Raw genomic sequence first — 21,575 nt, forward strand, 5'->3', positions numbered from 1 at the left:
CGTGCGTGATAAACCGCTCTGAGCTGCGGATTTATCCGTGCACGGCTGAGAAGTTCCTGAGAAGGACGCCGTCGTGGAACGCGTGCCCCGTCCGGCCCGGTCTACACCGGCCGTATCAATCCGTGGCGGACGAGACCGGCGACCACGCCGAGGGCCTGGGCCGCGAACTCGGGGGTCACCTGCTCGGCTCCGTCGGCGAGCGCGAGCAGTTCGATCAGTTCGTACAACGGCAGACCGTCGGCCCGCATTCCCGCGACGAGCGCGACGGTCGTCTCGTCGACCTCGTGCTGCCAGCGCGGACCGTCGCCGCGGTGCAACCGCGCCACCTGCTCGGCCCAGCCGTCCTCGCCGGGCAGGTACACCCGTTCCAGGGCAGTGGCCGGGCTCGGCGCGAAACGTGAACGCCACGCGAGGTTTTCGTCGGCGGCCACCGCTCGCAACCAGGCCGAACGGGCGAAATAGTCGCCCACTTCGGCCCCGAGCGGGTCGTCGAAGCCGTGTGTGAGGTCCTCGGCAAGCAGTTCGGTCGGCCCGTCGACGGCCCGCAGGTAGACGAAGCCGAAGCCGATGCCCGCCACGTCGGCGGCCTCGAAGGCATCGAGCCAGCGTGCCGCGCGTTCCTGCGCCTCCGGGTCGCGCGGGTCCAGGCCCGCGTCACGCAACCAGGTGCCCACATACAGTCCTGGATCGGCGACATCGCGCTGCACCACCCAGGCGTCGACGCCGTGCTCCGGCAACCACGACGACACCCGCTGCCGCCAGTCCTGCCCCTCGACATGCACCCAGGCGGCGAGCATGGCCGCGGTACCGCCGGGTGCCAGCAGCCCGGCGGCCTGCCCGATCACCAGCTCGCTGGCCCCGTCGAGCGCGAGCCCGGAGTCCCGGTAGGTGTGTTCGATGCGTGCGGGCCCCACGACGAAGGGCGGATTGGCGACGATCTGATCGAACCGCCTGCCCGCCACCGGCTCGAACCACGACCCTTCGAGCAGCTCGATCTCGAGTTCATTGAGCGCGGCGGTGGCCTGTGCCAGCCAGAGCGCGCGCGGATTCACATCGGTGGCGGTGATCTTGTCCGCGTAGGCGGCCGCGTGCACGGCCTGCACACCACAGCCGGTGCCGAGGTCGAGCACGGTGCCGACCGGTTCGGTCGGGGTGGCCCGCAGCAGCGAGAGCGAAGCATGGCCGACACCGAGGACGTGCTCCTCGGTGAGGGTTCGCCTGCGCATCGAGTCGTCGAGATCGGACAGGATCCAGCGATTCCCGTGGCCGGCATCGAGCGGGCGCAGGTCGAGTGCGGCGCTCACCTCGTCGCCGTCTCTGGTGAGCAGCCCGGCGGCCACGGCGTCGTCGACGCGGACCGGCGCCAGCGCGGTGGCGACCGCGGGCTCGGGCAGTGCGTCGCCGAGCAGCAGCAACCGGATGAGCGTGCCGAGCTCACCGGCGTCGCGCGCGGCACGACGCACCGGCACGGGCTCCGAACGACCGAGTGCCGCATGCACATCCGGGCCGAGTGCGTCGACCAGCCCGTCGGCGGTGTAGTCCACCCTGGTCAGCGCCGCGCGCAGATCCGGGCACAGTGCGGTGAGCAGGGAACCGGTGGTGGTGGGGTTCGTAGGCACCCGACCACTCTGCCAGCCTCGGTGAACCGCGCCTCGGCCAGCTCAGGAAGGCTTGCGGGAGGTCACGCAGTACGGGGTGCCACTGGGATCGGCGAGGACGATCCAGAACTCCTCGTCCACGAGACGGGTGGCGCCGAGGGATTCGTGCCAGCCGGCGACGGCGGACATGTCGGTGGCCGCGAAGTCGATGTGGGCGCCGGGGTGCCGGGGCTCGTCGAGGCGTTGCAGCAGGAACTGCAGTGGTTGCCCGGGATCGCGCAGGCGTCCGAACTCCGGGCGCCGGGTCGATTCGGGGGACCACCCGGTGAGCGCCTGCCAGAAGGAGGTGTCGGAGTCGAGGTCGGTCGGTGCGAGGTCGAGGCAGATCTGGTCGAGTACCGCGACATTTCCATCGGGCGCCGTGACCCGTGCCATCGCACCGGTAGCGGGGGACGGGCCCGCGTGAGTGAAGCAGAAGGTCTGTCCCGCAGGTGATTCCATCACTGTGTAATCGGGATCGACCAGGACGACCTGGGCCCCGAGTGCCGTCGCCTCGGCTACCGCGGCGGGGATGTCGTCGACATCCAGGTCGAGGTGTGTCCCGCCTGCGCCGCCCACTCGCTGCATCTTCAGCCACGCGGGCCCGGTCGACGGCAGCAACGTGACGAACTCACCGTGCGCTCCACGCGGCGGCGACACCGTCGACCCGGTCGCTTCTGCCCAGAACCGTACGCACGTGTCGAAAGTGGCCGCGGGCCGGTCGATGAACGCCCAGGTCCAACGAATCATAGTGTCTCCCTGGTAGATCGGAGGTTCGAGACACCGCCACGAAGAGCAAGGCCCGACCGTCACGAAACCGGCAGAGGCCGTGCGGCACGGGCATCGGCGGCTCCTTTCGCACGGTATGCCGCGCAAGCCGCGCTGTCGACCGAAATGCTCCCTCCGGTGCGGGCTCCGGTCGCCGCGACCCGGCAGGCCGATCGATTTGGCCGGATATCGACGAAACGTGTCACTCCGGCCACTCGTTCGAAACGGCAACATCCATCATGATCACCAGGGTGACCGACCTGCGCCCACTCACCCCGCCCGCCGGTGAAGTCCCGATCGAACCCGAACCAGCGGTAGCCGGCAGGCTCGTCGACGAGCCCCGCCGCGCCCTGCACCCCGCCTGGATCGTCGCGGGCGTCGGCTTCGTCGCGCTCCTCGGCGCGGCGGCGTTCCGTTCGGTCCCCAGCGTCCTGATCGAACCGTTGCACGACGAGTTCGGGTGGTCACACGCGACGATCTCGGCCGCCGTCTCCCTGAACATGCTGCTCTACGGCCTGATCTCGCCGTTCGCCGCGGCGCTGATGGACCGGTTCGGTATCCGCCGGGTGGTGTGCGCGGCGCTGGTGCTGATCGCCGCGGGCGCCGGGCTGACGGTGTTCATGAGCGAGTCCTGGCAGCTCCTGATGACCTGGGGTCTGCTGGTCGGTATCGGCGTCGGTTCGATGTCCATGCCGTTCGTCGCCACCATCACCGGTCGCTGGTTCGTCCGCAGCCGGGGCTTGGTGACGGGCATCCTGACGGCGGCGGGCGCGACGGGGCAACTGGTGTTCCTGCCGCTGGTCTCGATGCTCGCCCACGACCACGGCTGGCGCCTGCCGTCGGTAATCGTCGCGGCCGTTGCCCTGGCGGTAGTGCCGCTGGTGTGGTTGTTCGTGCGCGACTATCCGAGCGATGCGGGCGTGCGCGCCTACGGTGCCGAACCTGGTTCGGACGTCGGGGTGCGGCAGCCGGTCGCCGGGGGAGCGGGCCGGGCGTTGCGGGTGCTCGCCACCGCCGCTCGCAGGCCCGGATTCTGGTTGCTCGCAGGCGGTTTCGCGGTGTGCGGCGCATCGACCAACGGCCTGGTCGGTACCCATTTCGTCACCGCTGCGCACGACCACGGCATGCCACCGACCACGGCGGCCGGACTGCTGGCACTGATCGGGGTCTTCGATGTGGCGGGCACCATCGCCTCGGGATGGCTGTCGGACCGGGTGGACCCGCGCTATCTGCTGCTGGGCTACTACTCGCTGCGCGGACTGTCGCTGCTGATCCTGCCGTCGCTGCTCGGCCCGCACACCCAGCCGAGCATGTGGGTGTTCGTCATCTTCTACGGCCTGGACTGGATCGCGACGGTCCCGCCGACTGTGCTGCTGTGCCGGGAACTGTTCGGCGCCGACGGTCCGATCGCGTTCGGCTGGGTGTTCGCCGCCCACCAGGTGGGTGCGGCGATAGCGGCCACCGGCGCGGGCTTCATCCGCGACCTCAACGGTTCCTACGATCTGGCCTGGTACCTCGCGGGCGGGTTGTGCGGCGCGGCGGCGCTGATGTCGATCCTGATCAGGCGGCCGCGGCGCTCACTCGAGGGCTTTGCGTGAGCGCGCCTCGAGAGCGATCTCCTCGCGGCGCCCGTCCCAGCGGCTCGGTTCGTCCTTGGTGCGAGGCGGCCGGTCGTTGGCGATCAGCACCGCGATCCACGGCAGCGGTACCGACGCGGCGATGATGAGGATGGAGATGAGCGGGTTCTCGAACACGCTGTAGGCGATGGCCGCGAGGATCAGGCACGGGATACGGAAACCCATGATGATCATGTAGCGGCGTACCCGGGCGCGGTGCTGCTCGTCGAGCGAGGTCGCGGCCTCGGTGATGAGCACGGGATGCTCACCGGAGTCGCGGAAGAACCCCCGCGAGGCACCTTTGCCCGGCAGGTGCACTTCGGGTTCCGGGGTCGGATCGCCGGCGCCGGGGGACTCGCCGTTGGACTGCATGCTCCCGAGTCTTCCACTTGCCGCCGCCGGGCGCACACGCGGCTGGTCAGCGAGCCACCGCCCGGATGCGGCATCATGGAAGGCATGAGTACGGACACTCTGGTACGCCCGGAAACCACGACCGACGAGACGACCGGTGACGACGTCCCCAAGTTCTTCCACTACGTGAAGAAGGACCGGATCGCCGAAAGTGCCGTGATGGGCACCATGGTCGTCGCGCTGTGCGGTGAGGTGTTCCCGGTGACCCGGTCGCCCAAGCCCGGCTCACCGGTCTGCCCGGACTGCAAGAAGGTCTACGAGCGCTTGCGCAAGGGCGGCGACTGAGCCGGTTCCGCCGTCGGTGACGACGCCGGCGCCTCCGTCGAGGCGTCGGCGCTTTTGTCGTGTTCGCTGTCGGTTTCGTCGTCACCGAGCACCTGACTGGTGATCCATTCCTTCACCTGCTCGATGCGGGTCGCGCGTGCGGGCCAGAACTCCTGCACCGCCGCGTTGAACTCGGCGCCGAGGATCACCGCGAAGCCGAGGAAATAGGTGAACAGCAGGAACGCGATCGGGGTGGCGAGCGCGCCGTAGCTCACCCCGGTCTCGGTGATCCAGGACAGGTAGCGGCGCAGCAGGTCGCTGGCGGCCATGAAGAACACCCCCGCGACCAGTGCCCCGGCGAACAACCGGTGCCACGGCAGCGATTTGTGCAGCGCGAGCTTGTAGAGCGTGGTGAGTCCGACGATGAGCAACAACCCGACGATCGGGTAGTAGAACGTGTCGATCACCCGCAGCCCCGGTTCGCGCCAGGCGTCGGGCAGAACGCGCCCGATCCGGGTCGGCCCCAGCGCGATCATCGGCAGCAACAGCACCGCCGCGACCAGGAACTGCACGTACAGCAGCAACGCGAAGATCCGCTGCCACACCGGGTGGCGGGCGTCCTGCTGACCGTGTGCCTCGACGATCGCGTCGACGAAGGTCGCCATGGCCGAGGATCCGGCCCACAGCGACAGCACGAAACCGAACGACACCACCGCGCCACGGCCGCGGCCGAGCACATCGTCGACGGTGGGTTCGATCAGGTCCGACACCACCGACGGGCTGAAGAAGTCCCGGCTGAACGCGATGATCTTGGCTTCCACGATCTGCACGGTGTCGGGCCCGAACAGCCCACCCACGTAGCCGAGGCTGCCGAGCAGGCCGAGCAGCAGCGGCGCCAGCGACAGTGTCTGCCAGAACGCCGCCGCCGCCGACTTGGCGAAAATCGAGTTGTCCCAGCACTTGTGCGAGACCCGCACGATCAGCCGCCACGCCGTCCGCAACCAGGACAGCCACCGCGCGTGTTCGCGCGGATGTTGCCCGGCGGGCACGGGTACGGCCACCGCACCGCCGGGCCCAGGGGTGGGCGGCGGATACGCGGCATCGGTCGCGTGGGCCTCGTTGTTGCTCATGTCGTTGTCCAGCATCTCGCACCGATGGCGACCGTGGGGTGCGGGACGAGCATCGTGTCGGTGGGTAACAGGTAAATGGCCGGTGACCTCGGCCGGGATGTGACGCCCGTCGCGCACGCCGCGTCGGTGTTGGCGACACGCCGTATCGGGCGGCTAGGGTCGTCTGCGTGACTGGGTCGGGTGGCGTCGCTGCGGCGAGAGAAGCGGGTACACCGGTCGATTCGGCGGCAGGTGGTGCGTCGGGCGGTTCCCTGCGCGCCTGGCAGCGCCGCGCCCTGACGAAATACCTGGCCACCAAGCCACGTGACTTCCTCGCGGTCGCCACGCCCGGCGCCGGTAAGACCACCTTCGCGCTGCGGGTTGCCGCCGAGTTGCTGGCGGATCGGACGGTGGATCAGATCACCGTCGTCGCGCCGACCGAGCACCTCAAGCACCAGTGGGCCGCCTCCGCGGCACGCTCGGGTATCCAGCTCGACTCCCGCTTCTCCAACTCCACCGGCGGCACCTCCGGCGACTACCACGGTGTGGTCGTCACCTACGCCCAGGTCGCCGCACACCCCACCCGGCACCGGGTGCGCACCGAGAACCGCCGTACCCTGGTGATTCTCGACGAGATCCACCACGCGGGTGACGCGAAATCGTGGGGTGAGGCCACCGAGGAGGCCTTCGGTGACGCCACCCGCCGCCTCGCCCTCACCGGAACGCCGTTCCGCAGCGACGATTCCAAGATCCCGTTCGTCACCTACGAACCCGACGAGTCCGGTTTCCCGCGTTCGCGCGCCGACCACTCCTACGGGTACGCCGACGCCCTCGCCGACGGCGTCGTCCGTCCCGTGGTGTTCCTGGCCTACTCCGGCGACGCGCACTGGCGCGACAGCGCGGGCGAGGAACACACCGCCCGCCTCGGTGAACCCCTCAGCGCCGAACAGACCGCCCGCGCCTGGCGCACCGCGCTCGACCCCGCGGGCGACTGGATCTCGGCGGTGCTGCGCGCGGCCGACACCCGGCTGCGGCAGTTGCGGTCCTCCGGCATCCCGGACGCCGGTGGCCTGGTCATCGCCACCGATCAGGAACGCGCCCGCGACTACGCCGAACTGCTGGAACACATCTCGGGGGAGCGGCCCGCGCTGGTGCTCTCCGACGACCCGCAGTCCTCGCAGCGCATCGGCGAGTTCGCGAGCAGCACCCAGCCGTGGATGGTCGCGGTGCGCATGGTGTCCGAAGGTGTCGACGTGCCGCGCCTCGCGGTCGGCGTGTACGCCACCAGCGCGTCGACACCGCTGTACTTCGCCCAGGCCATCGGGCGTTTCGTGCGTGCCCGCAAGCCGGGGGAGACCGCGAGCGTGTTCCTGCCGTCGGTGCCGGTGCTGCTGGATCTGGCCGCACAGCTCGAGTTGCAACGCGACCACGTGATCGGCAAACCGCACCGCGAGAAGAACGCCCTCGACGACGAACTGCTCACCGAGGCGAACAAGACCAAGGACGAGCCGGGCGAGGAAGAGAAGTCCTTCGTCGCCCTGGCCGCCGACGCCGAGCTCGACCAGGTGATCTACGACGGATCCTCCTTCGGCACCGCCACGTTCGCGGGCAGCGACGAGGAAGCCGACTACCTCGGCATCCCCGGCCTGCTCGACGCCGATCAGATGCGGGCGCTGCTGCGCGACCGTCAGTCGCGTCAGCTGTCGGAGCGCAGCGCCGCCGTCGCCACACCCCAGCCCGCCGCCGTGGCCGAACGGGTCGCGACCTCGGACAAGCTGGGCGAACTGCGTCGCGAACTCAACAGCCTCGTCGCCATGCACCACCACCGCACCGGGAAACCACACGGTGTCATCCACGGCGAACTCCGCCGCGAATGCGGTGGTCCGCCAACCGCTTTGGCGACCGCCGATCAACTCACCGAACGAATTGCGGCGCTGCGCCGGCGATAGCTCGTGCGGACATGAGCGGGTAGTTGTCGCGGCGGCCGGGTGTTTGTGGATCGGCGGTAGCGATCTGCGCGGGCAGGTGATGCGCGCGCGAGGCATACACGGTTCGTCGATACGCGCGCGAACGCAGCTGTCGGCGAGGGGGTATGCGCGGTCCGGGCACGTCGGCAGGCGTGCGAGTGGCCTGCGGTGTGGCCGGTGCCGGCAGCTGCGTGCGCTGGGTCCGGGCTCGGTGAATCTAAGCGGTTCGGGCTCCGGCGAGAATCTGGAGCGCGGAGTCGGCGGCGGCGGTGAGTTCGGAGCGGCCCACGCAGTCTCGTGCCTGGACGGACAGCCCGTAGAGGACAGTGCTGAAGAAGGCGGCGAGCGCGGCGGTGTCGGTGCCGGGTTGCAGGTCGCCTTCGACGACGCCGCGCTCCAGCCGGGCCTGGATGTCGGCCGTGGTGCGGCGGCGTGCCTCGGTGAGGAACTCGCGCACCGAGGCGTTGCGGGTGGTGTACGTGGCGCCCGCGAGGACCACCATGCAGCCCTGGGGCAGGCCGGGGTCGGTGTACATGGCGATGTTGTCGTGCAGCATGGCCGCGATCGCGGCGTAGGCGGTGGGTTGCTCGCTCAGCGCTCGCGCGGTGCGTGATCCTTCGGCGCGGCCGTAGAGCGTCACGGCTTCCCGGAACAGGGATTCCTTGTCGCCGAAGGCCGCGTACAGGCTGGGTGAGTTGATGCCCATGGCGGTGGTGAGGTCGCTCATCGACGCGCCCTCGTAGCCGCGTTCCCAGAACACCTCCATGGCCCGGCGCAGGGCGACATCCCGGTCGAAGGCGCGGGGGCGACCACGTTCTGCCATGGGAAACCTTTCTGTGCCGATCGGTAAATATAGCGCGATCGCCGCAGCCCGGTATTTCTGTATCGAATGATAAGAAAAACCTTGACGCGAGCCGGTCGCATGCGCTTCTCTCTTTATGTATCGATCACTACAGAATCGGAGCAGCCTTTATGTCGCACAGCACCACCGTCGCCCTGGTGACCGGCGCCAGCCGGGGAATCGGCGCCGCCATCGCCCGGAAACTCGCTTCCACCGGCGCCGATGTGGCGTTCACCTATCAGCGCGACGAGGTCGCCGCGAAGTCCGTCGCCGCCGACATCGAGGCGCTCGGCAGGCGTGCGCTGCCGATACAGGCCGACAGCGCCGATGCCGCCGCCGTGGTCGCGGCCGTCGACCGGACCGCGCTCGAACTCGGCGGCCTCCACGTGCTGGTGAACAACGCGGGCATCTTCCCGGCCAAGCCCTACGAAGAGTTCACCCTCGCCGAGATCGATCGCGCGCTCGACATCCACGCCAGGGCACCGTTCGTCGCGGGCCAGGCCGCGCTGGCCCACCTCGGCGAAGGTGGACGCATCATCTCCATCGGCTCGAACCTCACCGACCGCGCCCTGTTCGGCGGCCTGGCCCTCTACAACCTGAGCAAGTCGGCCCTCAACGGCTACACCAAGGCGCTGGCCAGGGAACTCGGCCCACGGGGCATCACGGTCAACCTCGTGCAGCCCGGCCCCACCGACACGGACATGAACCCGGCGGCGGGCGAGCACGCACCCACTCAACGAGAGTTCAACGCGCTCGGCCGTTTCGGCACCCCCGACGACATCGCCGACCTGGTCGCCTTCCTCGCGGGCCCGTCGGCCCGCACGATCACCGGCGCAGTCGTCACCGTCGACGGCGGCACCAACGCCTGACCCAGCCGGTTCGAAATGCCGCCGACTATCAGGCGCCCATTCGGCACACGCCACGCGCAGCTGCCTGACACGCAGCTGACGCCACGCGGCACGGCCGACGTGGAGTCGAGTCGGACGGGTTCAGCCGGTGACGGAGAAGAAGCGGGCAGGGTCGAGGGTGTGGATGGGGGTCCAGGGTGACTCGGCGACGGGCGCTTCCGGGTCGTGGGCGGTGTCGAAGTAGCCCTGCAATTCCAGTGTGAGGCGGGGGTTTTCGTCCACCTGACGGGCGATCGCGTAGAGCACCGCGAGCACGTGGAGGCAGCGGGGTGTGCGGGCGGAGCAGGAGCAGTCCGTGCTCACCAGGGTCGGGGCGGGGGAGTGGCCCGCGTCGAGCAGGGCTCGGTGCATGTCGTCGGTGACGACGGTGGCGTCGGGAATCACCTGCTCGATCGCGGTCACCGCCGCGCGCGAGAGCGGCGCCACCTCCACGTGCGCGATCGAGGCCTGCCCGCCCCGGTGCAGGTGCGCGCGCACCGTGCGGCCCTCGATCTCGGTGCGCACCCCGTTGTTGCGGGCGACGCTGCGGGCGCGCGGCAGCAGCGGTTCGGGGCGGGTCTGGCGCAGCGGTTCGGCCAGCCGCACCCAGTCCTTACCCCACGGCGTGTACCCGAACTCGTTGTCTGCCATCAGTTCTCTCGCTTCCGTCGCAGGATGTCGACCAGGGCGTCGTCGTCGAGCCGGGCCAGTTCGGCGATGCCCGCGGCATCGGACAGGTCGGTGAGGGCCGACTTGCGGGTGTGCATGCCCGCGATGTGTTCCTCCACCGTGGTGGCGCTGGTGAGCGTGGTCACGGTGACCGTGCGCGTCTGCCCGATGCGGTGCGCCCGGTCCGAGGCCTGGGCCTCCACCGCCGGATTCCACCAGCGGTCGAAGTGGATCACGTCGGCGGCGCGGGTGAGGGTGAGACCGGTGCCCGCGGCCCGCAGGCTCAGGATGAGAACCGGTGGGCCGTCGGGCGATTGGAAGTCCCGAACGATGGCCGCGCGCTGGTCGGCGTCGAGCCCGCCGTGGAAGAACGGCGCCCGCACCCCGAACTGTTCGGCGAGGTGGCGCACGAGCAGTTCACCGGTCTGCCGGTACTGGGTGAAGATCAGCGTGGGATCACCGGTGTCGAGGTTGGTCGCCACGATGTCGGTGCACAGCTCGAGTTTGCCCGAACGCCCGGACAATTCGCCGAGGTCGCCGGTGACCAGTCCGGGGTGGTTGCACACCTGTTTGAGGTGCGTGAGCGCCGCGAGCACCCGGCCTTGTCGTTGCAGACCCGACCCGAAACCCTCGTCCAGGGCTGCGGCGAGCACCGTGTCGTAGGCCTTCTCCTGCTCGGGGGTGAGGTCGCACAGCAGGTCGCTGTGGATCTTGGCCGGCAGCGACGCCGCCACTTGGATCTTCTTGCGGCCGAGCAGCACCGGTTCCACCGCGTCACGCAACCGGGCGGCCGCATCGGCCGAACCGTCCTCGATCGGCCGCACGAATCGGCGCCGGAACTGCGTGCGGTGCGCGAACAACCGGGGCACGGTGAGGTTCAGCAGGGCGAACAGTTCGTCGAGATGGTTCTCCACCGGGGTGCCGGTGAGCGCGACCTTGGCGTCGGCGGGCACCGCACGAGCGGCCCGCGACACCTGGGTGCGCGGATTCTTCAACGCCTGCGCTTCATCGAAGACGACGGTGGCCCACTGCGTCTCGGTCAGGGCCGACCCGTGTAGACGCAGCGTCGGGTACCCGGTGACCACGACGGTCCCCGGGTCTGCGAGCACCGCACCGCCACGCCATGGCACCACCGTCAGCCCGGGGGCGAACCGGGCGATCTCGTGCACCCAGTTCCCGACCAACGAGGTCGGACACACCACCAGCTGCGGCCCCTCGGCCCGGCCCTGGAGGAACCCGATCGTCTGCACGGTCTTGCCGAGGCCCATCTCGTCGGCGAGCACCGCCCCGCCGTACGCGGCGACGGTCTCCCGCAACCACCCGACCCCACGCACCTGATACGGGCGAAGGGTCGCCTCGAGCGCCCCGGCGAGCTCCGCCGCCGCGGCTTCGGTCTCCCGCACCACCCGCACCGCCCGCTCGGCCGACACGACCGCCGTCCCCACAGCGTTGGGCACCGCGTGCGCCGCGATCGGCAGCTCGACCGGCGCATCGGCGGCCGCCCGTGCATTCGCGGTGGGCCGTGCCTTCGTGGCGGGCCGCTCGCCCGCGCCGAGGCCGGTCGAGGGCCGCCCGTCGCCCGCGTCCGCACGAGCTTCACCGGCGGTGGGCGCCTCCCGATGCCGACGGTCGACGTCCGTGCGGGCGTCCTCGAGGAGCATGCGCCAGGCCAGGGCCGACGGGCCCAGCTCGGCGACGGGCAACTCGAGCAACTCCGAACCGGTCACGACGGCAGCGGGTACCTCGACCGGCTCGAGCGCCCTGCGCTCACCGACCGGCAGCGCCAGCGTCAACGTCTCGGGGTCTCCGACGTCGCGTGGTGGGCGCCCGGCACCGAGTCCGCTCCAGGTCCACAGGGCGAACAGGTGACGATCGGGAAGATAGGTGGCCTGGATGGCGGGCAGAACATTCTCCTCTGATCGGGCAGCGCGAACAGCCTAATAACGTACACTGTACTGAATTTGTTCCCGACCGACCGGAAAGGGTTCCGCGCATGCCGACCGACGGCAGACCCACCGACCAGGCCGCCCAGCTCGTGCAACTGCTGTGGCGTCACGCTCTGCCGGCCAAGCCCGGCGCGCGCGGCCCCAAACCCGGCCTCACGGTCGACGCGGTCGTGGCGGCGGGCATCACCCTGGCCGATCGCGACGGCATCGGCAAGCTGACCATCCGCGCGGTGGCCGCCGCCCTCGACGTGCGTGCCATGAGTCTCTACACCTATGTGCCGAGCAAGGAGGCGCTGCTGGTGCTGATGGTCGACGCCGTGGCCGCCGAGGACGAGCCGATCCCCGCCGAGCTGCCGCTGCGCGAGCGCATGATCGCCGTCGCGGACCGGGTCCGCACCGAGCTCCTCGCCCACCCGTGGCTGCTCGAGGTGTCGCCGTGGCGCCAGGTCCTCGGCCCGGCGAGAATGCGCCGCTACGAGAACCAGCTGCGCGCCATCGACGGCGCGGGGCTGTCGGATCTGGCGATGGACCGCGCCATCGCGGTGCTCACCGATTTCGCCACCGGCAATGCCCGCCTCGCCGTCGCGGCGGCGGGCGCGGCCGACCAGCTCAGCGATGCCGATTGGTGGCGGGTACACGGCCCGCTGCTGGCCGAAGTGATGCCCGCCGACCAGTTCCCCCTCGCCGCGCGTGTGGGCGCCACGGTGGGCGAGCACTATCAGGCCCCCGCCGATCCGGACGGCGCCTACGCCTACGGTGTCGCGACCCTGGTCGACGGCATCCTCGCCGACACCGCCTGACCCCGGACACCACAACAGCGGGCGCCGGAATCCGGTCGCCCGCTGTCGGGGGTTTTCTATTGTCGGATGTTGTTGTGTTCGGACGCGAGAGGAGTGGTCAGAGAGCTGGAGCCGATTCCGTGTCGATCACGGCTTCGAGCTCGCGCAAACGGTCCATGTGTTCATTCGCGTGGTGCTGGCAGAAGAGCAACTCGCCACCCGCGGGAAGAACGGCACGCACTCGGGCAGCCGCCCCGCAACGATCGCAACGATCGACCGCGGTCAGTGGGGTGCTGGTCAGGGTTCCTGGCATGACTCCTCCGTCCCGGCTCCCGGCGCTGCGTGGCCGTTCGCCTAGGTGTGGGCCCCGTGGTCACTCCACGTGGCTCGCGTCCGCTACTTCCCAGCAGTGGTACGACTACTCTGTCAGACGTTCGGGGTTCAGGCTTTGTTCCCGGAAGTGAATCTTTGTGTTTTCGATAACACGACCTGCGGTTTCGCTGAAAGCGAACATGCGCTGGTCGTCGGTCTCGAGCACCCGCCGATCACCCGTGGCGCCGTTTCCCACCTCCTGTTCGATCCTGACACTCATCGACTGTGTCGCTCGCTGTGGTGTTGCTCGTTACGCCACGAGCTCGATCACCACCGTGCGGCCCCACCGCCCACCGTGTGACAGGGTCTTCACCGTCCGAACCTGTTGTCTACCCGGAGATTACCCGTGATATCCGACACTCACACGCTTGTTCACCTGTGTTCTTCCCAAGAGTGGCAACAATTTGCGCACGACGGGCAGCGCCGCCCGCCGTCGCTGGCCGAGAGCGGCTTCGTGCACCTGTCCACCCCCGAGCAGGTGCGGCTGCCCGCGAATCGCCTCTTCGCCGGTCGCACGGATCTGGTGCTGCTGTGGCTGGACCCGGCCCGGCTCGCGTCGCCGCTGAAGTGGGAACCGGGCGTGCCGGGCGACCCGGAGTCGATGCTGTTCCCGCACCTGTACGGGCCGCTGCCTGCCGCCGCGGTGCTCGATGTTTCGCCCTATCGACCGGGCTCGGACGGCGTGTTCCATGCCCCACGCCGACCGGGAGTGGCGCCGGACACAACCGGGCCCTGACGGGTCTATCGTGGATATGTGAATGTCGATGTCACAGCGCTACCGGGGATCGGAGTGCGCAAGGATTTCGAGGTCAGGTCGGGGCGCCGCGTCGGGGTGGTCGCCCATCGCGACGGTGACATCGATCTGATCGTGTCCAAGCCCGACGACGCTGACGCCATCGCCGCGCAGGTGCCGCTGTCGGTGGACGAGGCCTCGGTGCTCGCCAACCTCCTCGGCGCACCACAACTGGTGGCCAAGCTCAACGACGACCACCGCGATCTGCCCGGCATCACCACCCGTCAGCTCGTGCTGCTCGCCGAGTCACCGTACGCGGGACGCACACTCGGCGAGACCGGGATGCGGACCCGCACCAAGACCTCCATCGTGGCCGTGATGCGTGCCGGCCAGCTCCACCCCTCACCAGGTCCGGACTTCACCTTCACCGAGGGCGACCAGCTCGTGGTCGTCGGCACGCCGGAAGGCCTGGACGCAGCCGCGAAAATTCTCACGCACGGCTGACGGCCGTGACCGCGCAGGCCCTGGCGCTGCTCGAACTAGGCATGATCTTGTTCGCGCTGGGGATCTGCGGCCGGATCGCGGGCCGGTTCGGAATGTCACCGATCCCGCTGTACCTGCTGGGTGGGCTGGCGTTCGGGCGTGGCGGTTTCGTGGAACTGGAAGGCGCGACCGAATTCGGTCACGTCGCCAGCGAGATCGGCGTGGTACTGCTGCTGTTGCTGCTCGGGCTCGAATACACCGCACCCGAACTGATGACCGGGCTGCGCCGCTCCTGGACCGCCGGTGTGCTCGACCTGCTCGCCAACGCGCTGCCCGGCGCCGCCGTCGCCCTGATCCTGGGCTGGGGCATTCTCGGCGCCGTGGTGCTCGGCGGCGTCACCTACATCTCGTCCTCGGGGATCGTGGCCAAACTCCTCGACGACCTCGGCCGCCTCGGTAACCGCGAAACCCCGGTGGTGCTCTCGATCCTCGTGTTCGAGGACCTCGCGATGGCGGTGTATCTGCCCATCCTCACCATGATGCTGGCGGGCCTGAGCCTGCTCAGCGGGCTGGTGTCGCTGGCCGTCGCGCTGGCGACGATCACCGTGGTGCTCGTGGTGGCGTTGCGGTTCGGGCGGGTGGTCTCGGCGGTGCTCGACAGCACCGATCGCGAGGTGTTCCTGCTGCAGCTGATCGGCGCGGCGCTGCTGGTCGCCGGTGCCGCCTCGGCGCTGAACGTATCGGCGGCGGTCGGCGCCTTCCTGCTCGGCATCGCGATCTCGGGGTCGACCGCGCAGGAGGCGGCCAAGCTGCTCGAACCGCTGCGCGATCTGTTCGCGGCCATCTTCTTCGTGGCCTTCGGCCTGTCCATCGACCCGGCTGCCATTCCGCCGGTGCTCGCCTGGGCGGCGGGGCTCGCGGTGGTCACCACGGGCACCAAGATGGTCGTCGGCTGGTGGGCGGCGAGCAGGCAGGGCATCGCGCGGGCGGGCCGGGCGCGAGCGGGCGCGGCGCTCGTCGCCCGCGGCGAATTCTCCATCGTCATCGCCGGTTTGGCGGTGAGCTACGGCACCGCCGACCACCGCCTCGTCGCTCTCGCGTCGGCCTATGTGCTGTTGATGGCGGTGCTCGGTCCGGTCATCGCGCGCGTGATCGAACCCGTCGTCACTCGCGGTGGGCGCCGGAGCCTTTCGGCGACGTGACTAGTCGATGACCCGGCGCGGCCAGGCACCCGCCACGTCGTAGGCCAGTTCCTCCGTGCGGTATTCGATCGGCTCCTGCATCCGCACCGGCGCGGGCATCGCCGGCGGCGGTACGGCGCGCTTGCGCGGCTGGTGCCGGGAGGTGAGCCACATGCGCGGCAGCGCCTCCTCGTTCTCGATCTCGGTGAGGCTCACACTGATCAGCACCAGCATGGTGACGATGCTGCTCACCCCGATCAGCGGCGCGAGCAGTTCCATCGCCCCCGCACCCGCGGGTGGCCCGCCATGGTGGCCGGGGTGGGCCTGCATGGCCGCCATGCCGGTGTAGTGCATGCCGGTGACGGCCACACCCATGATCAGCGAGGCGCCGATGGTGGCCAGAAATCCCTTGACGCGCAAGGTGAACCACAGCGCGACGATCGAGGCGACCACCGCGATCACCAGCGACAGCGTGACGATCATCGCGTCGTAGGACACCGTTGCCGTCGACTTCATCGCATACATGCCCGCGTAGTGCATGGTGCCCACTCCGAGCCCGGCGATGGTGCCACCGCCCACGAGCGAGCGCAGCGTCGGCTGCGGTTTGTTCACCATGAACAGCCCGATCCCGACGACGACCATCGCCGTGACCGCGCTGAGCAGAGTCAGGGGGACGTCGTAGCGGATCTCCGCGCCCCGGATGCTGAAGCCGAGCATGGCGATGAAATGCATGACCCAGATACCGGTTCCGCCGATCGCGATGGCGGCGCCGACGAGCCAGCTCACCCGTCCCTCGGTGGCGTTGCGTCCACGCGCGGCGCACTGCAGTCCGAGCAGGCAACCGGTGACGGACATGAAATAGGCGAGAACAGGGGTGATCCAGCCGTAGCTGAAGTGATAGATGTCGAGCACGCCGCGCAAACCCTCAATGCCGGTACCGCTGACCGGTCGGCGGTAGAACGAAAAGCTGGACGTGACGATACGGCGAAAAATCCGAATTCGGTGCCATCACAGCGCAATCGGGGAGTGTGGGTTTGATCACGAAACGATTACCGCGAGTCTTTTGTGGTAAACAGACCGTTCGGAATTCGGCGAGGGACACAAGAAAAGGCCCGGACCCCTTGTCATAAGGTCCGGGCCTCGTCTCGCGAATGCCTAGTCGAGGTAGTCGCGCAGCACCTGCGAACGGCTCGGGTGACGCAGCTTGCTCATCGTCTTGGACTCGATCTGCCGGATGCGCTCACGCGTGACGCCGTAGACCTGACCGATCTCGTCGAGGGTGCGCGGCTGACCGTCGGTGAGGCCGAAGCGCAACCGCACCACGCCCGCCTCACGCTCGGACAGCGTCTCGAGCACCGACTGCAGCTGATCCTGCAGCAGGGTGAAGCTCACCGCGTCGACCGCGACGACCGCCTCGGAGTCCTCGATGAAATCGCCGAGCTGGCTGTCGCCTTCGTCGCCGATGGTCTGGTCGAGCGAGATGGGTTCACGCGCGTACTGCTGGATCTCGAGGACCTTCTCCGGCGTGATGTCCATTTCCTTGGCCAGCTCCTCCGGGGTGGGCTCACGGCCCAGATCCTGGAGCAGCTCGCGCTGGATGCGCCCGAGCTTGTTGATGACCTCGACCATGTGCACCGGAATACGGATGGTGCGTGCCTGGTCGGCCATGGCACGGGTGATGGCCTGACGGATCCACCACGTGGCGTACGTCGAGAACTTGTAACCCTTGGTGTAGTCGAACTTCTCGACCGCGCGGATCAGACCCAGGTTGCCCTCCTGGATCAGGTCCAGGAACGCCATGCCGCGACCGGTGTAGCGCTTGGCCAGCGACACCACCAGACGCAGGTTGGCCTCGAGCAGGTGGTTCTTGGCCCGGTTGCCGTCGCGCACGATCCAGTTGAAATCGCGGCGGGTGGTCACCGACAGCTTCTCGCCCGCCTCGGCGAACTCGCGCATCTTCTCCGCCGCGAACAGGCCGGCCTCGATCCGCTTGGCGAGTTCGACCTCCTCCTCGGCGTTGAGCAGCGCGACCTTGCCGATCTGCTTGAGGTAGGCGCGGACCGAGTCGGCGGAGGCGGTGAGTTCGGCATCCTTGCGCGCCTGACGCAGCGCCTCGGATTCCTCCTCGTCCCAGACGAAATCGCCGGAGGCCTTGTCCTTCTCGGTCGGCTCGGTGGTGTCGGCGGCATCGGCGGTGTCGTCGGCGACCTCCTCGACGATGACATCACCGTCGGTGAGTTCGTCCTCGGCGACCTCGAGATCACCGAGATCGTCGAGTTCGATCGACTCGTCGTCGAGTTGCTCCTCGCCCCCCTCGGCCGCGGTCGCCTTCTTGGCCGCGGTTTTCTTCGCCGGGGCCTTCTTGGCGGCAGCCTTCTTCGCCGGGGCCTTCTTGGCAGCGGCCTTCTTCGCCGGGGCCTTCTTGGCAGCGGCCTTCTTCGCCGGAGCCTTCTTGGCGGGAGTTACGGCGTCGTCGGCATCGGCGTCGGCCGAGTCGGCGGTCTGACGGGTATTCGTGGCTACCACGTACGCCCTTTCGTGACGGTCTCGTGCGGCGTCACGCCAGAGTGGTTTCCGGCGGAGCGGTCGGTCGGGTTGCACCGGCGGTGCGTCGGTCGGGTGCTCACCGGTTCGTTCACCGGCTTGCTCGCGACCGGCTGTGGCCGGAAGGTTTCACCGGCTCACCGCCGGACGTGTTCCATTGTAACGATCCAACCAGGGTACTCAGTGCCACGATGCCCTCCAGGCGTTGCGGCGTCGTCCTCGTGCGTTACGGCGCGATGCCCCCGGCGATAGCCATCGCCGCGCCGACGATACCCGCGGTGTTCTTCAACACGGCCGGAATCACCGGAGTTCGGTTGGTGAGCAACGGTATCCACTGCTCGTGATCGCGGCTGATGCCGCCGCCCGCCACGATCACCTTCGGCCAGAAGAGGTTCTCGATGTGGATCAGGGCCGTGCTCACCCGCTGCGCCCACTCCGGGTAGGTGAGGCCGTCGCGGTCCTTGATCGAGGCGGCGGCCATGTGCTCGGCCTCCACCCCCTCGACGACGAGGTGGCCGAGCTCGGAGTTGGGCACGAGGGTGCCGTTGTAGAGCAGCGCCGAGCCGATCCCGGTGCCGAAGGTGAGCAGCAGGGTGAGGCCGTTGAGGTCGCGGGCGGTGCCGTAGCTGTCCTCGGCGAGGCCCGCCGCGTCGGCATCGTTGAGCACCGTCACCGTCCGCCCGCCGAGCGCGGCCGAGAACAGGGCGCGCGCGTCGGTACCGATCCAGGCGGGGTCGATATTGGCGGCCGTGCGGGCGTGTCCGTCGAGCACCACGCACGGCAGCGTGATCCCCACCGGTCCCTCCCAGCCGGCCAGCGCGACGAGTTCGGCCACCGCCGCCGCCACCGCCTCGGGCGTGGCGGGTCGTGGGGTGGCGATCTTGAGCCGCTCGTGGGTGAGCAGACCGGTGTCGAGATCGACCACGGCCCCCTTCACGCCACTTCCCCCGATATCGATGCCGAATGCGTGCCCCCGAGCGGACATGGATGAACCCCTTGCCTGACGCGGTCGATGTGCCGGACAAAGAGTAGCGGTAGTCACCGCTCGCTCGGGCTCCCGCATATGATCCGATGGCGTGGTGCCTCAACACAGTTCCGTTGCCCCCGCCACGACCGCCGCCGACGAACGACTGCGCGAGCTCGCCGTCGAGCTCGCCGAAACCGCCGCCGCGCACGTGCGCGCCCGCCGACCCGAGGTGTTCGCCGACGGGGGACCCGTCGACGGTGCCGTGGCGACCAAGGGCCACGTCACCGACCCGGTCACCGTGGTCGACACCGAATCCGAACAGCTGATCCGCGACCTGCTCGCCCAGCGCCGCCCCGACGACGCGATCCTGGGCGAGGAGGGCGGCGGCGATGTCGGTGCCACCGCGCCGGGCGCCGTCACCTGGGTGGTCGACCCGATCGACGGGACCGTCAACTTCCTCTACGGCCTGCCCGGGTACGCGGTCTCGGTGGCAGCGGTGATCGACGGCGCCCCGGTGGCGGGCGCGGTGGCCGACGTGGCGACCGCGACCACCTACAGCGCCGTGCGCGGCGGCGGGGCGTTCGCCGTCACCGCCGACGGCACCCGCACGAAACTGTCCTGTACCCAAGAGGATTCGCTGTCGGTGGCACTGGTCGCCACCGGTTTCGCCTACGGCACCCGACGTCGCGCCGACCAGGCGAGGCTGCTCACCGAGATCCTGCCGCAGGTCCGCGACATCCGCCGCCTCGGCGCCGCGGCCATGGACCTGTGTCACGTCGCCTCGGGCCACCTCGACGCCTACTACGAGCACGGGCTCAACGCCTGGGACTGGGCGGCGGGCGCCCTCATCGCCGCCGAAGCGGGCGCGGTGGTGCACGTCCCGCCGGTCACCGTCGGCGGTGCCGCGGGCGAACTGACCTTTGTCGCCGCCCCCGGTATCGCCGAAGACTTCGCCGCCCTCCTCACCGAGACCGGCGCGACAACACCCCTACCCGACTGAGAAGCCTGACCCGCGGCGCCAGCCGCCGATGTCTCAGCACTTGACGGTGCGGGCGGCGTCGAGGAGGTCGGGGTCGATCGAGGACGAGCTGGCGCCGGGGGCCAGGTTCTTCAGTGCGCGCAGGACCGCTTCGGCGTCGGCGCTCGGGCGGAGCGACTCGCCGAAGGCCAGGCCGAGCACCAGGTCGACCGAGTCGTCGGTGCGCGGGTCCTCGATCAGTTCGGCACAGGGCGCGACCAGCTGCACCGAGGCGGCGGCGGGCCTGCCGTTCACGCCGTAGCGGATCTGGCCGGTGCAGTTGAGGTCACCGCTGACATAGACCGGATCGTTACCGACCTGTGTCCCCGGTGCGCTGGCGAAGCCGAGGTCACCGAGCGCGGAGGCGATGTTGCCCGCCTGTCCGCTCTTGCCGTTGGCGTTGAACACCCGCACCTTGGACTCCGACAGCGCCGCCGGGTCCACCTCGTCCAGGCGCGATGGCCCGACTCGGGTGCCGAGCGGTGCGGGCTTGGGCGCGTTGGTCGCGGTCGGTGTGCTCGGCGCGTTGCACGCCATCGGCTCGTTGTTGTCCTCGCGGGTGCGGAACGCCGCCACCCACACGAACAGGGCCACAAGAGCCAGCACGAGGACCATCGCGAGCCACAGCTCGGGGCGCCGTCGCGGAAAGGGTTTGCCGTCGCGATCGGTCGCGCTGCCTTCGGTGATCAGTGAAACCACGCGCTCACTCTACGAGTCCGCCGCCGATGCGCGAGTGCGGGAGGTCTCGGCGAGTTTCCCGGCAGGTGAAGATTCGTCGTCGGTTTCGTCGCGGCGGGGTTTTGATTGCGACATTTGTCGGTAGGTCCGCTATTGTCTGCCCGCCCAGATCGAATAATCACCCGTGAAACGGTGGTCGGTCGCGGGAACAACAAGGGCATGTCCTGCGTTAACCGAACGCTGTCGGAGTAGATCGAGCAACGATCCACCTGATAGTCGAGCGGTGTACGTGTGAGGTGCACCACCGGCGGGGCGGTCGAACGCCGTCTCCCTGCGGGGACTTGGCAATCGAACTGATCCGGTATTTACGGAGTAAGGACTGAGGGGAAGACGACATGGCAACCGACTATGACGCACCGCGGCGCACCGAATCCGACGAAGTGTCGGAGGATTCGCTCGAGGAGCTGAAGGCCCGCCGCAACGAGGCGCAGTCCGCCGTCGTGGACATCGACGAGACCGACACTGCGGAATCGTTCGAGCTTCCCGGCGCGGACCTGTCCGACGAGGTGCTCAGCGTTCGGGTGGTCCCGAAGCAGGCGGACGAGTTCACCTGCTCGAGCTGTTTCCTGGTGCACCACCGAAGCAGGCTGGCCAGCGAGAAGGGCGGCGAGATGATCTGCATGGACTGCGCCCTCTGACGCGTTC

23 protein-coding genes are annotated in these 21,575 nt (G+C 69.2%); 10 read left to right on the forward strand and 13 right to left on the reverse strand.

Annotation, left to right across the window (positions count from 1 at the left end; genetic code table 11):
* Positions 1–101: 101 nt before the first annotated feature.
* Together AB0I19_RS07185 and AB0I19_RS07190 are read right to left on the reverse strand one after the other, a co-directional pair.
* Positions 102–1,619: a methyltransferase gene (locus AB0I19_RS07185; protein WP_357145634.1), complete on the reverse strand. Its 1,518-nt coding sequence runs from the start codon at positions 1,617–1,619 to the stop codon at positions 102–104.
* A 42-nt stretch (positions 1,620–1,661) separates the two neighbouring features.
* Positions 1,662–2,387 carry a VOC family protein gene (locus tag AB0I19_RS07190; protein WP_357145637.1) on the reverse strand — a complete coding sequence of 242 codons (726 nt, stop codon included), beginning with the start codon at positions 2,385–2,387 and terminating at the stop codon, positions 1,662–1,664.
* Positions 2,388–2,644: 257 nt separating this feature from the next.
* Here AB0I19_RS07190 and AB0I19_RS07195 point away from each other — a divergent pair, with 257 nt between their 5' ends.
* Positions 2,645–4,003, forward strand: a complete 1,359-nt coding sequence (locus AB0I19_RS07195) for an MFS transporter (protein WP_357145640.1) — start codon at positions 2,645–2,647, stop codon at positions 4,001–4,003.
* On the opposite strand, the gene AB0I19_RS07200 is transcribed toward AB0I19_RS07195, so the two are convergent.
* Entirely contained in the window at positions 3,983–4,393 is a 411-nt protein-coding gene (locus AB0I19_RS07200) for a DUF3099 domain-containing protein (protein ID WP_084456468.1), read from the reverse strand. The two genes, AB0I19_RS07195 and AB0I19_RS07200, sit on opposite strands and share 21 nt — an antisense overlap.
* An 84-nt stretch (positions 4,394–4,477) precedes the next feature.
* On the opposite strand from AB0I19_RS07200, the gene AB0I19_RS07205 reads away from it, so the two are divergent.
* Positions 4,478–4,717 (forward strand): DUF3039 domain-containing protein, encoded by a 240-nt coding sequence (locus tag AB0I19_RS07205; RefSeq protein ID WP_067493022.1) that lies wholly within the window; start codon positions 4,478–4,480, stop codon positions 4,715–4,717.
* Here the strand turns inward: AB0I19_RS07205 and AB0I19_RS07210 are convergent.
* A complete protein-coding gene (locus tag AB0I19_RS07210; RefSeq protein WP_357145643.1) occupies positions 4,687–5,826 on the reverse strand; it encodes a YihY/virulence factor BrkB family protein in 1,140 nt (379 codons plus the stop codon). The two genes, AB0I19_RS07205 and AB0I19_RS07210, sit on opposite strands and share 31 nt — an antisense overlap.
* Before the next feature lie 251 nt (positions 5,827–6,077).
* On the opposite strand from AB0I19_RS07210, the gene AB0I19_RS07215 reads away from it, so the two are divergent.
* Positions 6,078–7,754 (forward strand): DEAD/DEAH box helicase, encoded by a 1,677-nt coding sequence (locus AB0I19_RS07215; protein ID WP_357146673.1) that lies wholly within the window; start codon positions 6,078–6,080, stop codon positions 7,752–7,754.
* A gap of 235 nt (positions 7,755–7,989) precedes the next feature.
* Here AB0I19_RS07215 and AB0I19_RS07220 read toward each other — a convergent pair whose 3' ends face one another.
* Positions 7,990–8,595, reverse strand: a complete 606-nt coding sequence (locus AB0I19_RS07220; RefSeq protein ID WP_357145646.1) for a TetR/AcrR family transcriptional regulator — start codon at positions 8,593–8,595, stop codon at positions 7,990–7,992.
* 149 nt (positions 8,596–8,744) lie between these two features.
* Between AB0I19_RS07220 and AB0I19_RS07225 the strand changes: the two genes are divergently transcribed.
* Positions 8,745–9,482 (forward strand): SDR family oxidoreductase, encoded by a 738-nt coding sequence (locus tag AB0I19_RS07225; protein ID WP_357145649.1) that lies wholly within the window; start codon positions 8,745–8,747, stop codon positions 9,480–9,482.
* A 120-nt stretch (positions 9,483–9,602) separates the two neighbouring features.
* On the opposite strand, the gene AB0I19_RS07230 is transcribed toward AB0I19_RS07225, so the two are convergent.
* Both AB0I19_RS07230 and AB0I19_RS07235 read right to left on the reverse strand, forming a co-directional pair.
* Complete coding sequence (locus tag AB0I19_RS07230; protein ID WP_357145652.1) at positions 9,603–10,151, reverse strand: hypothetical protein; 549 nt, start codon at positions 10,149–10,151, stop codon at positions 9,603–9,605.
* Complete coding sequence (locus AB0I19_RS07235; RefSeq protein WP_357146676.1) at positions 10,151–12,034, reverse strand: DEAD/DEAH box helicase; 1,884 nt, start codon at positions 12,032–12,034, stop codon at positions 10,151–10,153. The genes AB0I19_RS07230 and AB0I19_RS07235 overlap by 1 nt, the downstream gene beginning before the upstream one ends.
* Positions 12,035–12,162: 128 nt before the next feature.
* Here AB0I19_RS07235 and AB0I19_RS07240 point away from each other — a divergent pair, with 128 nt between their 5' ends.
* Entirely contained in the window at positions 12,163–12,915 is a 753-nt protein-coding gene (locus AB0I19_RS07240; RefSeq protein ID WP_357145655.1) for a TetR/AcrR family transcriptional regulator, read from the forward strand.
* Positions 12,916–13,012: 97 nt separating this feature from the next.
* On the opposite strand, the gene AB0I19_RS07245 is transcribed toward AB0I19_RS07240, so the two are convergent.
* Both AB0I19_RS07245 and AB0I19_RS07250 read right to left on the reverse strand, forming a co-directional pair.
* Positions 13,013–13,207: a hypothetical protein gene (locus tag AB0I19_RS07245; protein ID WP_029903635.1), complete on the reverse strand. Its 195-nt coding sequence runs from the start codon at positions 13,205–13,207 to the stop codon at positions 13,013–13,015.
* Between the two features lie 105 nt (positions 13,208–13,312).
* The gene (locus AB0I19_RS07250; protein ID WP_157104669.1) at positions 13,313–13,486 is read right to left on the reverse strand and encodes a hypothetical protein; all 174 of its coding nucleotides are present in this window, start codon (positions 13,484–13,486) and stop codon (positions 13,313–13,315) included.
* A gap of 126 nt (positions 13,487–13,612) precedes the next feature.
* Here AB0I19_RS07250 and AB0I19_RS07255 point away from each other — a divergent pair, with 126 nt between their 5' ends.
* Genes AB0I19_RS07255 through AB0I19_RS07265 form a run of 3 tightly spaced genes read left to right on the forward strand, consistent with a single transcriptional unit; the run spans position 13,613 to position 15,684 of the window.
* Positions 13,613–14,002 (forward strand): DUF952 domain-containing protein, encoded by a 390-nt coding sequence (locus AB0I19_RS07255; protein ID WP_357145658.1) that lies wholly within the window; start codon positions 13,613–13,615, stop codon positions 14,000–14,002.
* An 18-nt stretch (positions 14,003–14,020) separates the two neighbouring features.
* Complete coding sequence (locus tag AB0I19_RS07260; protein WP_357145661.1) at positions 14,021–14,503, forward strand: TrkA C-terminal domain-containing protein; 483 nt, start codon at positions 14,021–14,023, stop codon at positions 14,501–14,503.
* Positions 14,504–14,508: 5 nt separating this feature from the next.
* Positions 14,509–15,684: a cation:proton antiporter gene (locus AB0I19_RS07265; protein ID WP_357145664.1), complete on the forward strand. Its 1,176-nt coding sequence runs from the start codon at positions 14,509–14,511 to the stop codon at positions 15,682–15,684.
* Here AB0I19_RS07265 and AB0I19_RS07270 read toward each other — a convergent pair whose 3' ends face one another.
* The 3 genes from AB0I19_RS07270 to ppgK all read right to left on the reverse strand — a co-directional run bounded on the left by AB0I19_RS07270 (position 15,685) and on the right by ppgK (position 19,192).
* Positions 15,685–16,575 (reverse strand): MHYT domain-containing protein, encoded by an 891-nt coding sequence (locus AB0I19_RS07270; RefSeq protein ID WP_357145666.1) that lies wholly within the window; start codon positions 16,573–16,575, stop codon positions 15,685–15,687.
* A gap of 243 nt (positions 16,576–16,818) precedes the next feature.
* On the reverse strand, positions 16,819–18,264 hold the full coding sequence (locus AB0I19_RS07275; protein WP_357145669.1) for an RNA polymerase sigma factor: 1,446 nt from the start codon (positions 18,262–18,264) through the stop codon (positions 16,819–16,821).
* 169 nt (positions 18,265–18,433) lie between these two features.
* Positions 18,434–19,192 (reverse strand): polyphosphate--glucose phosphotransferase, encoded by a 759-nt coding sequence (ppgK, locus tag AB0I19_RS07280; RefSeq protein WP_357145672.1) that lies wholly within the window; start codon positions 19,190–19,192, stop codon positions 18,434–18,436.
* A 91-nt stretch (positions 19,193–19,283) separates the two neighbouring features.
* Between ppgK and AB0I19_RS07285 the strand changes: the two genes are divergently transcribed.
* Positions 19,284–20,174 (forward strand): inositol monophosphatase family protein, encoded by an 891-nt coding sequence (locus AB0I19_RS07285; RefSeq protein ID WP_357145674.1) that lies wholly within the window; start codon positions 19,284–19,286, stop codon positions 20,172–20,174.
* 33 nt (positions 20,175–20,207) lie between these two features.
* Here AB0I19_RS07285 and cei read toward each other — a convergent pair whose 3' ends face one another.
* Positions 20,208–20,891 (reverse strand): envelope integrity protein Cei, encoded by a 684-nt coding sequence (gene cei / locus AB0I19_RS07290; protein WP_067492845.1) that lies wholly within the window; start codon positions 20,889–20,891, stop codon positions 20,208–20,210.
* Between the two features lie 374 nt (positions 20,892–21,265).
* On the opposite strand from cei, the gene AB0I19_RS07295 reads away from it, so the two are divergent.
* A complete protein-coding gene (locus tag AB0I19_RS07295; protein WP_067492847.1) occupies positions 21,266–21,568 on the forward strand; it encodes a DUF4193 domain-containing protein in 303 nt (100 codons plus the stop codon).
* The last annotated feature ends 7 nt before the right edge of the window (positions 21,569–21,575 follow it).

Origin of the sequence: Nocardia sp. NPDC050413, from assembly GCF_040655475.1 — a bacterium.
GTDB lineage: Bacteria > Actinomycetota > Actinomycetes > Mycobacteriales > Mycobacteriaceae > Nocardia > Nocardia coubleae.

Bases quoted from the DNA above. Each gene is read 5' to 3' on its own strand.
- AB0I19_RS07190 (WP_357145637.1), bottom strand. From the start codon at position 2,387: ATGATTCGTTGGACCTGGGCGTTCATCGACCGGCCCGCGGCCACTTTC.
- AB0I19_RS07195 (WP_357145640.1), top strand. From the start codon at position 2,645: ATGATCACCAGGGTGACCGACCTGCGCCCACTCACCCCGCCCGCCGGT.
- AB0I19_RS07200 (WP_084456468.1), bottom strand. From the start codon at position 4,393: ATGCAGTCCAACGGCGAGTCCCCCGGCGCCGGCGATCCGACCCCGGAA.
- AB0I19_RS07205 (WP_067493022.1), top strand. From the start codon at position 4,478: ATGAGTACGGACACTCTGGTACGCCCGGAAACCACGACCGACGAGACG.
- AB0I19_RS07210 (WP_357145643.1), bottom strand. From the start codon at position 5,826: ATGAGCAACAACGAGGCCCACGCGACCGATGCCGCGTATCCGCCGCCC.
- AB0I19_RS07220 (WP_357145646.1), bottom strand. From the start codon at position 8,595: ATGGCAGAACGTGGTCGCCCCCGCGCCTTCGACCGGGATGTCGCCCTG.
- AB0I19_RS07225 (WP_357145649.1), top strand. From the start codon at position 8,745: ATGTCGCACAGCACCACCGTCGCCCTGGTGACCGGCGCCAGCCGGGGA.
- AB0I19_RS07230 (WP_357145652.1), bottom strand. From the start codon at position 10,151: ATGGCAGACAACGAGTTCGGGTACACGCCGTGGGGTAAGGACTGGGTG.
- AB0I19_RS07240 (WP_357145655.1), top strand. From the start codon at position 12,163: ATGCCGACCGACGGCAGACCCACCGACCAGGCCGCCCAGCTCGTGCAA.
- AB0I19_RS07245 (WP_029903635.1), bottom strand. From the start codon at position 13,207: ATGCCAGGAACCCTGACCAGCACCCCACTGACCGCGGTCGATCGTTGC.
- AB0I19_RS07250 (WP_157104669.1), bottom strand. From the start codon at position 13,486: ATGAGTGTCAGGATCGAACAGGAGGTGGGAAACGGCGCCACGGGTGAT.
- ppgK (WP_357145672.1), bottom strand. From the start codon at position 19,192: ATGTCCGCTCGGGGGCACGCATTCGGCATCGATATCGGGGGAAGTGGC.
- AB0I19_RS07295 (WP_067492847.1), top strand. From the start codon at position 21,266: ATGGCAACCGACTATGACGCACCGCGGCGCACCGAATCCGACGAAGTG.